The organism is Metallumcola ferriviriculae (genome assembly GCF_035573695.1).
GTDB classification, from domain to species: domain Bacteria; phylum Bacillota; class JADQBR01; order JADQBR01; family JADQBR01; genus Metallumcola; species Metallumcola ferriviriculae.
This window is the reverse complement of record NZ_CP121694.1, coordinates 247,902-262,198: the sequence shown is the minus strand read 5'-3', so window position 1 is coordinate 262,198 and position 14,297 is coordinate 247,902. Positions and strand designations below refer to the sequence as shown.

13 protein-coding genes are annotated in these 14,297 nt (G+C 44.4%); 12 read left to right on the top strand and 1 reads right to left on the bottom strand.

Annotated features, from left to right (window positions below):
• Positions 1–101: 101 nt before the first annotated feature.
• Entirely contained in the window at positions 102–917 is an 816-nt protein-coding gene (locus MFMK1_RS01370; RefSeq protein ID WP_366923394.1) for a glycosyltransferase family 2 protein, read from the bottom strand.
• A gap of 126 nt (positions 918–1,043) precedes the next feature.
• On the opposite strand from MFMK1_RS01370, the gene yabG reads away from it, so the two are divergent.
• The 12 genes from yabG to MFMK1_RS01310 all read left to right on the top strand — a co-directional run bounded on the left by yabG (position 1,044) and on the right by MFMK1_RS01310 (position 14,287).
• Entirely contained in the window at positions 1,044–1,904 is an 861-nt protein-coding gene (gene yabG / locus MFMK1_RS01365) for a sporulation peptidase YabG (RefSeq protein ID WP_366923393.1), read from the top strand.
• Between the two features lie 117 nt (positions 1,905–2,021).
• Positions 2,022–2,297, top strand: a complete 276-nt coding sequence (locus MFMK1_RS01360) for a Veg family protein (RefSeq protein WP_366923392.1) — start codon at positions 2,022–2,024, stop codon at positions 2,295–2,297.
• Between the two features lie 108 nt (positions 2,298–2,405).
• The gene (locus tag MFMK1_RS01355) at positions 2,406–2,978 is read left to right on the top strand and encodes a L,D-transpeptidase family protein (protein ID WP_366923391.1); all 573 of its coding nucleotides are present in this window, start codon (positions 2,406–2,408) and stop codon (positions 2,976–2,978) included.
• A gap of 88 nt (positions 2,979–3,066) precedes the next feature.
• Entirely contained in the window at positions 3,067–4,248 is a 1,182-nt protein-coding gene (locus MFMK1_RS01350) for a peptidoglycan-binding protein (RefSeq protein ID WP_366923390.1), read from the top strand.
• 105 nt (positions 4,249–4,353) lie between these two features.
• On the top strand, positions 4,354–5,223 hold the full coding sequence (locus MFMK1_RS01345) for a glycosyltransferase family 2 protein (RefSeq protein WP_366923389.1): 870 nt from the start codon (positions 4,354–4,356) through the stop codon (positions 5,221–5,223).
• A gap of 294 nt (positions 5,224–5,517) precedes the next feature.
• A complete protein-coding gene (locus tag MFMK1_RS01340; RefSeq protein WP_366923388.1) occupies positions 5,518–6,435 on the top strand; it encodes a hypothetical protein in 918 nt (305 codons plus the stop codon).
• Between the two features lie 17 nt (positions 6,436–6,452).
• The gene (locus MFMK1_RS01335; RefSeq protein ID WP_366923387.1) at positions 6,453–7,454 is read left to right on the top strand and encodes a chymotrypsin family serine protease; all 1,002 of its coding nucleotides are present in this window, start codon (positions 6,453–6,455) and stop codon (positions 7,452–7,454) included.
• 130 nt (positions 7,455–7,584) lie between these two features.
• Entirely contained in the window at positions 7,585–9,069 is a 1,485-nt protein-coding gene (locus tag MFMK1_RS01330) for a tetratricopeptide repeat protein (protein ID WP_366923386.1), read from the top strand.
• Positions 9,070–9,184: 115 nt separating this feature from the next.
• The gene (locus tag MFMK1_RS01325; protein ID WP_366923385.1) at positions 9,185–10,135 is read left to right on the top strand and encodes a glycosyltransferase; all 951 of its coding nucleotides are present in this window, start codon (positions 9,185–9,187) and stop codon (positions 10,133–10,135) included.
• A gap of 190 nt (positions 10,136–10,325) precedes the next feature.
• Positions 10,326–11,210: a CAP domain-containing protein gene (locus tag MFMK1_RS01320; protein ID WP_366923384.1), complete on the top strand. Its 885-nt coding sequence runs from the start codon at positions 10,326–10,328 to the stop codon at positions 11,208–11,210.
• A gap of 189 nt (positions 11,211–11,399) precedes the next feature.
• A complete protein-coding gene (locus tag MFMK1_RS01315) occupies positions 11,400–13,133 on the top strand; it encodes an SPOCS domain-containing protein (protein WP_366923383.1) in 1,734 nt (577 codons plus the stop codon).
• A 329-nt stretch (positions 13,134–13,462) separates the two neighbouring features.
• Positions 13,463–14,287 (top strand): electron transfer flavoprotein subunit beta/FixA family protein, encoded by an 825-nt coding sequence (locus tag MFMK1_RS01310; protein ID WP_366923382.1) that lies wholly within the window; start codon positions 13,463–13,465, stop codon positions 14,285–14,287.
• Positions 14,288–14,297: the final 10 nt, after the last annotated feature.

The following is a 14,297-nucleotide window of genomic DNA, read 5'->3' as shown; positions in this document are numbered from 1 at the left end:
CTTCTTTATACGTGTCCTTTAGATGTCCTTCACATTATAGCTTAAAGCAGGGGCTATTTCATTCGTAAAAGAAAACCAAAAAGGAGAATCATTTCCAGGGGTTATTTCCGGGGGCGAAAGATATCCCATGAACGAGATTTAGCCAAGTAAGCTTCTATAATATCAAAGCGCCGCGCGTTATGATAGCCGACATATTTTTTGCCCTCCCACAAGCGGGAACGGGGTCCTTGCTTTAAAATTTCCAATCCCTCCACGCAGTCACCAATCAATGTATTGGCGACGGTTTCAGAATGCAAGTTTCCTTTTGCGGGCGAACCCAATTTGGTGTGGGGAAGGGCGGTTGCCACTTTAACATGGAAGCCATGATTTGCTGCCAGAACTAAAGATACCGGCGGCAATGCCAATTCCCGGGTGGGGATTGCCGAAAATAATTCTTTGGTAATACCGTGAGGGCCGTGAGAAGGGGATGCTAGACCCAATTGCGCATATAACCCTAAGGCAGAATTTAGCCGTGCTCTGAACTGAAGTATCATGGAAATAAGGGGATGGCGAGAGGTAATATAGGGGTAGCAGTTGCTGAGGGCCATGTGGGCGCCATTGACTAGTGCAATATCAAGTTCCAGCAGATGAAATTGGAAGTCACCTGACATATCACCATCCACAAAGATGACCCGGGAAGCGCCGTTTCTAAAAGCATATAAGGCACCTAAAGCCCGGGGGACATCGATACCCAGTGGTTCGTGGAAGTGTAAGACTTTAACGGCGGAATTTTTGCTGCCTAGTACCGTGTTTAATGTATCATCACTACAACCGTTGATGATGGGTAAAATTAGGTCTGGTTTAAGGACATTGACATTATATATTACACGGTTTATATGTTTTGCCTCATTAATAGCAGGAATGACAATTGCGAGCATTTTGATGACCTCCTATTTTTACTTACTTTATACTATGCTATTGAGGGTACCGGTGTTGTTAATCCTTAACTTTTTAGCGGCTAGTAACATAGTATGGTAGAAGACCTACTTTGAGGAGTGAGCATATTGGTTAAGAAAGGGGATATTGTTGGTCGTATTTCTTATGGTAATGATGTTCTTTTTAAGGTGATAGATGTGAGAAAAGATAATGGCAAGCACTTAGCTGAAATTAAGGGACTAGACCTACGCCTTTTAGCGGATGCTCCAGTGGAAGATTTGCAGGTAAAAAACGACGATGAAATAGAAAAATACAGGAAACCTCTAAACAGTCAATGTGTAGGGTGTAAAAAAAATATCTTTCGGCGGCGCAAAAGAGATATGCAAAAGTCATTATCTCGTATGAATGAACAGAATAACGATTCTTTCTTTGAAGTGCCGGGCAGGGTGCTGCATATTGACGGAGATGCAGAATACTTAGAAAAATGTATGGAAACATATAAAGAATTAAACATCAGGGCCCGAGGAGAAGTTGTCGCTGAACAAGACCAGCCAAAGCGGGTATCTAAACTGCTGCTGGAAGATCCGGTAGACATTGTAGTTCTTACCGGTCACGATGGTATTTTAAAAGGCAAAAAAGACTTAACTTCACTGGATAGCTATAGAAATTCAAGGTATTTTGTGGAAGCAGTACGTGCGGCGAGACGGATAGAGCCAAGCAGAGATGACTTGGTAGTATTTGCGGGAGCATGTCAGTCACATTATGAGGCAATATTGGGGGCCGGTGCCAATTTTGCCAGTTCCCCGTTACGGGTGCTTATTCATGCCTTTGACCCGGTGTTCATAGTGGAGAAAGTGGCGTTTTCTTCAATAAATGATAAACTTTCTATTCAGGATGTCATTGTAAATACCATTACAGGGACGGATGGTGTCGGTGGAATTGAGACACGAGGGCGGCACCGTCTGGGATATCCAAAATCCCCGTATTAATAGAAATTCTAAAAAATTAATTGACCTTGCAGAGATACTTTAGTATAATTAAATCTTTACTTGACAAAAGTGGGGTCGTCCGGTATAATATAGTACAATGGAAAGAAGGTGATTTTTTTGGCGGCAAAAAAAGTTTTAGCGGAAATTAAACAGGACTTGGAAGGATATGTTGGTAACAAGATTCGCTTGAAGGCCAACCGGGGCAGGAAAAAGGTAATGGAAAGAGTAGGCGTCTTAGAAAAGACTTACCCTAATATTTTTGTCATCAAACTTGATGAGAAACAAAGTATCCGCCGGATTTCTTTCAGTTACACAGATGTTTTAACGGAAACAGTTGAGTTAACAGTATTTAATGACGAACAGGAAGTTAAAATTGCAGGTAGCAAGGCTTAAGGAACTGCCAGGGTTGATCCTGGTGGTTTTTTTTATGAAGATGATGCTTTGACGGGAGGAGCATCTGGTGCATAGGATATAGTGACAAACCTAGGGAGGGGAGTTGCTATGTTAGGTAATCGGGATTTGAAACGTGGTATGCGGGGTGGCGATGTTGCCGATTTACAGCGCCGATTGACATTGCTGGTTATTGCTGTGGGCCCGGTGGACGGAATATTTGGGCCTAAGACTGAGCAGGCAGTAATACATTTTCAACTTAGTCGCCGTCTGCCCGCTACCGGTATAGCAAATGCGGCGACCATCAAGGCTTTACTTGACATCACCGGAGAAACAGCGGTCCCTCGTATTGAAATAGATGTGACGCATAAAAAATTAACCTTGTTTATCGGCGAAAAAATGTTTGGGGTTTATCCGGTCGCGGTGGGTAAACCAGCTACCCCTTCACCCATCGGACACTGGCTTGTTAAAAATAAATGGCTTCACCCCGGCGGGCCGTTTGGCACTCGGTGGATGGGTCTTAATGTTCCTTGGGGAAGCTATGGAATTCATGGCACCAATAATCCAGCGTCCATCGGCAATGCAGTATCCCATGGTTGCATACGCATGCATAACAAGGATGTGGAAGTCATTTATCCATTGTTACCAATTGGCACAGCAGTCAATGTGGTGGGTTCCTATTAATGGTAACTTTTACCGGCAGGGCTAGAAATCCTCTTGGCGAATAATTTAATTAACTTAGTATACTTATTCACAAGACGGAGGGGACATAATGAAGAAATTTTCAACGATGATGGCCGTAATAACCGCACTTTTTTTTATATTGACCAGCGTTCCTGCAGCCGGGGCAACTACTTACTATGTTAATGGGGGCAGCAGTGGTCACAGGCAGAACGACGAGGCTAAGGCATTAGGTTATGGCGATTATAATGAGCAGGTGCAGACATTAAAGCAAAATCTGGAGAAATTGGGTTATCGTATCGGCTCTCGCAGTTACTGGTTTAATTATGCCACCAAGAGGGCGGTACGCCAGTTCCAGCAGGACAATGGCCTGAGGGTGACTGGCGTTGCCGGTAGTGATATCCTCAAGCTAATTAATGAAAAGATTAGCAAAAGTAACGATACTTCTAATTTTTCTCAAAATGGAAATTCAGGGACCCGAATAATCATTCGATATCCAAATAGACGGGACAACCAAGACTCAGGTTCCAATTTCCAGCAGTTAAGATATGGAAGTTACGGTGATGAAGTATTTCAGGTGGAAACTCAGCTGGATGCCCTGGGGTATAATCCAGGTAAGGTCAGTAAGTTTTATTCCATCTCAACCTTATTGGCAGTGAGGGATTTTCAGCGGGATGCAGGATTAAACGTAACAGGTGAGGTAGACCAGGAAACGTGGCGTAAATTAAAGACTCTGGCTTCGGAACTTGGAAACGGTGATGTTGAAGAGAGCACACCGGAAAACGGTAGGGAAAGTCATGATACCCAGCAACCTGGTACAAATGAGGGCAATAATCCTCCTAGCGGGGGAAATTCAAGTCCCGCACATGATACCAATCTGCCTATCGGTTTAAACGCTGAAGAGCAGCAGATGATTAATTTGGTCAACCAAGAACGGGTGAGCAGGGGACTAGCCCCATTAAAAGTTGATATGCAGTTGGTAGAGACCGCCAGACTAAAAAGCAAGGATATGGTAGATAACGGCTATTTCGCGCACCAGTCCCCAAATTTAGGATCTCCTTTTGATATGATGCGGCGCGCCGGTGTAGGCTATCGCTATGCTGGTGAGAATTTGGCCGGTGCTCCGGAGGTTGAGACAGCCCATCGGAATTTGATGAATAGCCCGGGTCACAGGGCTAACATACTTAGTCCTAATTATACTCATATCGGTATCGGTATTGTGGATGGCAGTCAGTACGGGCAAATTTTTACCCAGCACTTCATAGGCAAATAAATAAAAGTATTGATATATGGCACCCTCATCTTATTACATGGGGGTGTTTTTTTATTGTTCCGAGGCATATGATACAACAAATATTTAGCCTGGGGGTGGTCGGAATTGAGTTTGGTATCTATTATAATACCGTGTAAAAATGAAGGTGATTTGGTAGAAATGACGCTTAACTCCATGGACAACGCTAAGACAGGTATAGATTACGAGATAATTGTGGTGGATGATGGTTCTGTAGACGGATGCTGTGGCTTTCTCCGGGGGGGAAGCCGTCCTGAGAAATTAGTGAATACGTCAGGGTTAGGTGCTTGTCAGGCTCGCAATGAAGGGGCTAGGTCAGCGCGGGGGGAGATATTGGTCTTCTGTGATGGGCATGTTTTGGTGGAGGATAACTGGTTGGATGGACTAGTTGAAGTCTTAAACCGTCCAGGGGTAGGTGCAGTTGCACCAGCTATAGGTGATATTAATCGCAGCGATGCTGTGGGGTATGGTCAAACTTGGAATGAAAATTTAGAGAATAAGTGGCTGCCTTGGAGGAATAAATCAGTATATACGGTGCCATTAATTCCCGGTGGTTGTATGGCGATAAGCAGAGAAGCCTTCGAAACTATAGGTGGATTTGACAAAGGATTTAAAGTTTGGGGCCATGAAGATGAGGAAATCTCACTGAAGCTATGGTTATTTGGCTATAAAATATATATCCATAGCGACGTATTAATCCGACATTACTTCAGGCCTAAGCATCCATATTCGGTAAGTATTCTGCAGGTGAACTATAATTTTTTTCGCATGGTTTTTAGCCATCTCAGCGAGAAGCGAGCTGCCAAAGCGGTAGACCAGCTTAGAGAAAGTAGCAAATTTTCCAAGGTTATTACCGAGGTAATCTTCAGTGATGTTTGGAAACAGCGCCAGGATTATTTTACTCGGCGGCAGAAAAGTGATGATTGGTTTTTTACTCGATTTTCTATTCCTTTTTAATGTAAGCCGCTGGGCGTATAGCAATAGCAGTTACTAACATAAGTTACCTATTTATAAGGTGGCTTATTTTTTTATACCAGTTCGGGAGAGGAATTTCTGGGGAGGCATAAATTCAACTAAGACTTCCGCCTGTGTCTAAAGTCTTCCACTCGAGAGTACAAGTGCAACTAGGCCAGCAAGCTGGCAATTCTTCTATGGCACAAGCCAAGTTTCATTTATCTGGAACAGAAAAATCTTTTCAAGAATAGTATGTAGCAGCGGTAATTGCTTTCTTTAATTGAAAGGGGAAAAACAATGCGACACGTTCACCGAGCAGTAAAACAAAATAAGCACTCTTTGTTAAGACTAAAAAACGTGGTAGGTGTGGGTGTGGGCTATAAAGAGAGACATTCTGTCCCTACCGAAGAGAAAGCACTGATGGTGTGCGTCACTAGAAAAATTGCTGAAGGCAACCTCCCTCATGAGCATGTGATACCGAAGCACGTCGGTAAAGTGGCTACGGATGTCGTGGAAGTGGGGGAGTTCAAGTCTTATCAAGAGATGCCTAATCGCAGAGCTTCGGTGCGCCCTGCCCGGCCGGGGGTGAGTATTGGGCATGAAAGTATTACCTGCGGTACTTTTGGGGCATTAGTCAGGGACAACAAGACTAGACAAGTGCTAATTCTATCGAATAATCATATCTTGGCTAACTTGACCAATGGTAATGACGGCCGTTCTCAGATAGGTGACCCCATCTTACAACCCGGCCCAGGTGATGGCGGGACGGTGTCTGAAGCTTTAATTGGTACATTATTCCGTTATGTGCCAATATTTTATGACAACACTACCGTTAATAAAGTTGATGCTGCAGTGGCATTGCCCACGGACCGTCGCTTGGTTGACGGAAAGATACTTGGTCTAACTGTGCGGCCGCGAGGAACGGAAGATGGGGTAGTTGCCATGCGGGTTTATAAAAGTGGTGCAGCTTCAGGGGTGACCAGTGGGCGGATCCGTATCGTGGATTTAACTGTCCGCATCGGGTATGGATTTGGGGAAACGGCGATATTTGAAAATCAGATACTGACCAACAAAATGGCAGGCCCCGGGGACAGCGGTTCGCTGTTGGTGAATGGTGGTAAAAAAGCGGTTGGCCTACTGGTGGGAGGTTCATATAACGCAGTTATTTACAATCCGATAAAGAATGTACTTAGGCTGTTGGATGTCTCAATTTAAGAAAGGAGATGAAGCAGATGAAGAATGCCAGAAAGGCATTGGAAAAACATAGGGATTATTTGATGTCCCTGGAAAATGTAGTGGGTGTGGGTGTTGGCTATAAGATGGTCAGGGGTAAGGAAACTAAGGAACCTGCTATGGTAGTATTTGTGTCTAAGAAATTGCCTCAGGCATACTTGCGTGGAGAGACTCTGGTACCTAAAAAATTAGATAAGATGGCTACAGATGTTATTGAGGTCGGCGAAATTAAGATGTATGGAAGAACGGACAGGATGCGGCCCGCCCAACCAGGCATGAGTATCGGCCATTATAACATAACCGCCGGGACTTTTGGTGCGGTGGTCAAAGATGCAAAAAGCGGCGAACTCCTTATTCTCTCTAACTGTCATGTGTTGGCCAATGCTACTAACGGCAAAGATGGCAAAGCCCAACCCGGTGATCCAATTTACCAGCCCGGTGCTTACGACGGTGGCACTGATAATGATATAATAGCTCATTTAGATCGTTTTATTCCTATACACAGAGCATTTGAAGAAATTGATTGTCCAGTGGCTTTGGCGGCAGCCGCGGTGGGTGATAGGATGGTAAAGCTGGTCCGACGAAACTACCGACTTCGAATGGAAAAGAATTACGGGATTACGAATAAGGTAGACTGCGCTGTGGCCCGACCTACAAGTGCTGACATGGTAAATGAAGATATTTACGAATTAGGCCGGGTTACCGGTACAACTATAGCGGAGCCGGGCCTTACTGTGCAGAAAAGCGGCCGCACTAGCGGTGTTACCGCCGGTAAGGTCAACGCCGTCGACGTCACACTACGGGTAGCCCTGGGCAGTAATGATTTTGCCATATTTACCGACCAAGTGATATCAGATATACTTTCTCGGCCGGGAGACAGTGGGTCGCTAATTTTAGATGAACAGATGCAAGCTGTGGGTCTGCTCTTTGCGGGATCTGACCAAGTTACGGTATTCAATAGACAGGAAAATGTGGCAGAAGCACTAGAAATAAAATTTTAAAGACCGGGCTAACCCGGTTTTTTCTTTACCACCTAAGTAAAGGTGTAATGAAGTACATTTAGGGCAGTCTGGTAGGATTTAACGTGAGGGGCTTGTCACAAAAGAGAAAATGTCAAATGGGGTGAGTGATTTGACCATCTTTCATGGCGGTTACGTGCCTGACAAGATTAACATTCGGGGTAAGACGCAAAGTAGCATGGAAATTCTTTTGCGGGAATACCGGCAGCAGCCCGAAGACGCCCTAGCTAATTTTAACCTAGCAACAGCGTATTTGGACCAGGGGCGCTATAAAAAAGCAAACAGCCATTTCGCTAAGGCCTACCTTCGAATAGATTCATCAGTTGACTATAAACCGGCCCTAATTCGCAATTATGCTGCGTGTTTAATAGAATTACAGAAATATGACGAGGCAATGGAGGTAATAGAAAAGGGACAAAGGGAGTATCCTGTTTTTACCGACCTTTGGTATTTGGCGGGATTTATTTTCAAAGAAAGAGGCCAGCATAGTAAAGCCATTAAGGCAGCAGAACACTGTCTGAAACTTGGGGACCCGCCGTCGGAATTTGATGCCATTTATGGCGTTGGCGGCTTTCGAGCATATAATCTGATAGCGCAGGTATCTGAATTAATTAAAGACTATCCACAAGCAATAAATGCCTATATCGGAATGATTGAAAGCGGACCGGGACATCTATCAGCTTTCTATCCTTTAGTAAAATTGCTTCTGCGGGTTGAGAGGGATGCAGCGGCGGCGGAGAAACGACTCCTTACTTACTTTAATTTTTCTACTCCTCAATTTAAGGGGTTAATGGCTGATGTATGGTACCAAGCTGGGCAATATAGCAGCAGTTTGAATTGGGCGCATGAGGCACTGATTGACGGGCCATACGAAGCACGGTTGGTGCTGTTAAGGGGCAAGGCGCTAGCGCGCCAGGGGCGGCTCCAGGAAGCGTTAGATGAACTGGGGGGAGTATTTACCAGTTCAATGAGTTCTGAGGCCTTGACGGAAGGATGCTTTTGTTATTGGTTATTGGGAGAATACCAACAAGCAGGTAACCTTATTGAGGAATGGCAAATTAATAATTCTGATAAACTATGTCAAGTGTGCCTTCTACTGCATCAGGCCATCACTAATCATGCTCCTCGGATAGTGCCCCGGGAATATCTTCCGGCAATATATGTATTAGTTCAAAAAGCGTTGTCTCTTGAAGCTATCCAAACACTACCCGATATTTTTAAACTGTTAGAGGGTATACCCGGGGAACGCCCGTCTCTGCGGCTGGCAAAAATATTATGGAGATGTGGACATTGGGAATTAGCTGCTGAAGAGTTGATTGATTGTATGGAGGAAGACCGTTTGGATGCGGAAGGGTGTCTGATTCTTGGTAAGGTATGTGCTGATAAGGACTTATATATTGAAGCGGAACATTTACTTACAAAGGCATTAGCTTTGGATACCGATTATTTACAGGCCTATTTATTATTGGCTCGGCTTTATCTGGATAAAGCTAGGAACATCATTGCCGATGTTGAGAAGGGTTACCCAGATAATCAATTAATTCGGAAATACCAGCAAATAATTACACAGGCCATAGGGAAATTCGATACAACATAAAGGCGGCAGCTTTTTTGGTGCACCCTCTTGAAAGGCCTTGCATAATGTGAAATATAGTTTTGGAATTAAGGTCAAACAAAACGAGGCCTATGGTAATCTAATCGGGGGTTGCATCATGAAGCACATACCGGTAACTTTGATAGTTGCGGTAAAAAATGAAGAAAAGAGACTGAAGGAATTTCTTCCTTCTGTGGCGGCCCAAAGTTTTTATCCAGCGGAAATGATAGTAAGCGATGGTGGCAGCAGTGATGGTACATGGGCATACCTAATTAATTTTAAAGGGCAGGCGCCTTTTCCGGTAAAACTGTTGCAATTATTTGGTGCCAACATTGCCAAGAGTCGCAACGAGGCCATAGGAACTGCCAAATATCCGGTGGTTGCCATTACTGATGCCAGCTGTGTTCTCGATAAGGCCTGGCTCAGGGAAATAACCGCACCTTTTGAACTTCCCGAGATAGAGGTTGTATCCGGACGCTACATACCTGAAGCCAATACGGCATTACAACAGTGTACCGCTGCTTTGACTATTTCTGAGAGCCCCTATTTTACAAAATTTCTTCCTTCCGGTCGGTCTGTAGCATTTACTAAGGCTGCTTGGCGAAAAGCGGGTGGTTATCCCCAGTGGCTGAATTATGGGGAAGATACTTATTTTGATTTGGCTTTAAGAAAGCACGGCTGTACATTTGTATTGGCGCCGGAGGCGGTGGTTTATTGGGAACAACGGAAAAGCATTGGAGACTTGTGGTCGCAGTTTTGGTGCTGCGCACGAGGGGACGGTCAAGCAGATGCTTTCCCCAACAGTTACCGTTATATTATTTCTATTTGGGCATGTATGTTGCTGAGCGTGTTGGGCGGTATTTTTTTTCGGCCATGGTTACTACCGTTTATCGCAGTAGTTTTTATCTTGATAAGTGTCTGCCTTGCCAAGCGGAAGCTGCCTTCCGCCGGTATACGGGTATGGCGGTGGGCGCCGGTTATATTGCTGGTGGTTAAAACGGCTCAGACAATGGGGTTCATATTGGGCACAGCAGAAAGAGTCACCTATTGTAAGGCACCGGGAGAATAAAATGAGCATTAATAATTTGGAACCAATAAGCTGCCGTGCCAACTTAAACCATTAGATAATAAAACTTTATAACCGTCGCTAAGACAGAGCCAAGGGTTGTTAAGATAAAAATATGGCTTGTCACAGTCTCTGCGCCATTTCCTCCTAACGTACAATTAATGTTAAAATATGTTCAGAAAGGGGGGAAATAATGAAGAAAAAAACTCTGACATTTTTGTTGCTTGTAATGATGAGTATTTCTCTCGTGCCTGCCGCATGGGGGGGACCCATAGGTCTTACTGCCCGACCTAAGGGGGGAGATATCAATACATACGAGATATCCCTTGATAGTCAGGTAGTAATGCGTTATCGTAGTATCCCTAATTATTCAGCATGGGAAAGAAGCAGGATTATTATTGATCGGATCAGCGTGTTCGCTCGCCAAGGAGAACTGCTGCCCTCAGCCATACACGCTGGAGAAATTGATGGGATGCCGGTGGTGTTGGTCAATGATAAGTTGTTAGCAACTGTCACAGAAGTAGATTGGCAGGCCAATAACTCCACTTCTACGGGGCTGGTGCAGGTATGGGCTGAAAACATTCAGAAATCCCTGGGTAATGTGACCAGCACGGGAGCTGGATCTTCAGCCGATATTGTACAGAGAGAACAGCCGGCAGAGACGAATAATGCCAGCAATTTGAATGGGACACTTGCTCAGGATGAGGCCCAGATGCTTTCTTTGGTTAACGCCGCTAGGAAGGAAGCTGGCGTGGCACCGCTGCAGATGGATAGTGAACTGGTTAAGTTGGCCCGGATGAAATCGCGCGATATGATCGCCAAGGGGTATTTCGCCCATCAATCGCCTACCTACGGCTCTCCTTTTGATATGATGAGAGAGTATGGTGTTGAATTTGGATACGCTGGAGAGAACTTGGCTGGGGCCCCTAACGTAGGTACGGCCCATAAAAATTTAATGAATTCCCCGGGACACAGAGCTAATATTCTAAACACGAATTTTACCCATATCGGCATTGGTATAATTGATGGTGGGCCATATGGTAAGATGTATACCCAAATGTTTATCAGCAAAAGGTGAGGACAACGTCCTCTCCTTTTTTTTTGCTTAAAATAAAAAAAAATTCAGCTTTTTCTTATTTATCACAAATATCTTGGTGCCTCATACAATATATTAGTAAAAATGACTCTTCCAGGAAAGGGAGGTGTCACTTTTCTTGGAGTTAAGCATATATTATGGTGAATAATTTTATGAAAGGAGGTTGACTTAATGTCCGACATTGATGTTGTCAAGAAATTATTGAAGGTGGAGAACGTTGTTGGTGAGGATACGATCCAGACAACGGTGGTCAATGACATTGAGTTTCCCGTAAAGGCTAAAAAAATATGGGACACAGAGGCTGAGGTTGAGGATGTCACAGTAAATCCAATAGAAGATAAGGTAATAATCGAAGGCATAATTCATAAGCAAATCTTCTGGGTTGCAGACGAGAACCGTACCGTTGATGGCGTAACCTATCAAAAAGGTGAAGTATTTGAAAAAAGTGTTGATGAAAAATTCTCAGCGTTTGTAGACATTCCTGGTACTACCGGTGACATGAACGTCCAGGTCCATCCCCGTATCGAATTTATTGATTACGATGATCTAAGGGATGACCCGTATGCGATACCGGACACGTGGCGTCAGACAGTAATTCTGGAACTGTTCGTAAAAGTCACTGAAACTGTTCAAATTGAAGTGGTTACTGATGTTACTTCCCCGGACCAGCAGCTCGATGTAATTAAGGAGCTTTTAAAGGTTCAGAGCGTGGTCGGTGAGGACGAAAACCAGGTTTTTGTAGAAGCAGACCTTACCTTCCCCCGGGAGATAAAAAAGATAAAGGATGTTACCACCAGGGTCAGGGATGTTACTACAAAAATTATTCCTGATAAGGTAATTATTGAAGGAGTGCTCCACAAACAGATTTACTATGTTGAGAAGGATACCGGCCAGGTATTTGAAATGAGCGTTGATGAGAACTTTGATGCATTTGTGGAAATTCCCGGTGCTGAAGACGGAATGAACGCCCAGGTACATGTTGACGTGGAAGACGTTGATATCAACATTGAAGACAAAAAGCATGACAAAAAGCACGACAAAGACCATGACAAAGACCATGACAAAGACCATGACAAACATCCCAGCAAACACAAACGCTCAAAGGCAAAACAGCGGGCAATTCTGGCAGTATTTGTTAAGGTAACCGAAGACCTGCAGATTGAAGTGGTTACTGATGTTGTGGGTGAAGGTATCGAGGTTGAAAAAGACCTGTTGAAGGTTGAAAGCGTGGTTGGCGAAAATGAAAGGCAAACCAGCGTCAAAAGGGATATCACCTTCCCGGTACCGGTTAAGAAAATTGTGGAAACAAAGACTGATATCGAGATCAATCGTAAGGAAACTGAAGCCATCCGTGATAAGGTAATCATAGAAGGTAATTTGCACAAACAAGTATTCTATGTGGACCTTTGTGACGATTCTGTCAAGGAAGAAAGCTTTGATGAGAACTTCTCAGTATTTGTAGATATTCCTGGCGCTGAGCCGGATATGAACTTACAGGTACACCCCCGGGTAGAAGATGTTCTCTTTGACGAGCCGAATTATCCCAGCGATATTTGCAAGAATGATCACCCGTCCCAAGATTTTGACCCCGATGACTTCCCATGGAAACAGACGGCAATTATCGCCGTATTCGTGAAGGTAACAGAAAGCGTACAGTTGGATGTAGTTACCGATGTTATTGAAACAGGAGTTACTCCTACTACAACGGTATCACCAACTGAATGCCCACCGGGTACTACATTGACCTTTGTTAAAATTAAACCGGGCGATACACTGTTCAAGATAGCCCAGCAATTCAATACATCAGTTGAAGCAATCGAAGAATTAAACCCCGGTATAGATCCACTCAATCTACAAATCGGGCAAACCATTAAGGTTTGTAGTATCAGCGGTGCAAAAGGATAATAACGTGTGCTAGTAAAAACCACGGCGAAAGTGCCGTGGTTTTTTTATGCGCCGGAAGCTATGGGTTAGGAATGATTTCGCGCCATTCCAGCGGCTGAAGCGACGAAGGTATTTGCAATCAGTGTGGAAATGTGAGTAAAGTCACAAGTGTCCTGTTAGTCAAGCCACATCCATATTGACAAATGTCTGATAAATTTATGGTTATAGGTCATATTTAATGACATTAAAGGATTTTATCAAGTATTTCACATTAATTTGCCGCAACAGGTGAAAAATATATATCAAATGAATTATGCGGTAAACCCGATCCAAGGAAGGAGTGATTGAATTTGCATATAGTAGTATGTGCAAAGCAGGTACCAGACACATCGGAAGTCCGTATCGACCCGGAAACTAATACTTTAATTAGAGAAGGGGTCCCGTCCATCATGAATCCTTATGACGCCCACGCTGTGGAAGCTGCCATGGTGTTAAAGGATAAATATGGGGGCTCGGTAACGGTGATTTCCATGGGCCCTCCTCAGTCGGAAGAGGTGCTAAGAAAAGCAATTTCCTTTGGGGCAGATAGAGCGGTCCTCGTCAGCGACCGGGCCTTCGGCGGATCTGATACTCTGGCAACTAGTTATATTCTCTCTCAAGCCATAAAGAAACTAGATCAGGAGGAACAGGTTGATTTGGTTATTTGCGGCAAGCAAGCCATTGATGGCGATACCGCTCAAGTCGGGCCGGGTATTGCTACCCGATTAGAAATGCCACAGCTTACATATGTCATGGAAATAATTGATGCGAACCCGGAAGAAAAGAAGATTAAGGTAGCGCGTAAGCTCGAAGGTTCTAAAGAAATTTTAGAGGCGCCACTACCTGCGCTGCTTACTGTAGTGAAGGATATTAATGATTTACGCTACGCATCTTTGCCCAATATGATTAAGGCAGCACGTTTTGACAAAGCGGCAGTGTGGGGAAAAAACGACTTTGATGATATGGACTCGGAACAGCTTGGTCTTAAGGGCTCGCCTACTGCAGTAAGAAGGATATTCCCGCCTCCGGACAGGGACGAGGGGGAAATTATTCCTGGTGGCATGGAAGAGCCGGAGAAGGCAGCGGCGGCTCTGGTAGAAAAGTTGGTTAAACAAGAGATTATCGCAGACTGGTAATATAGGAGGA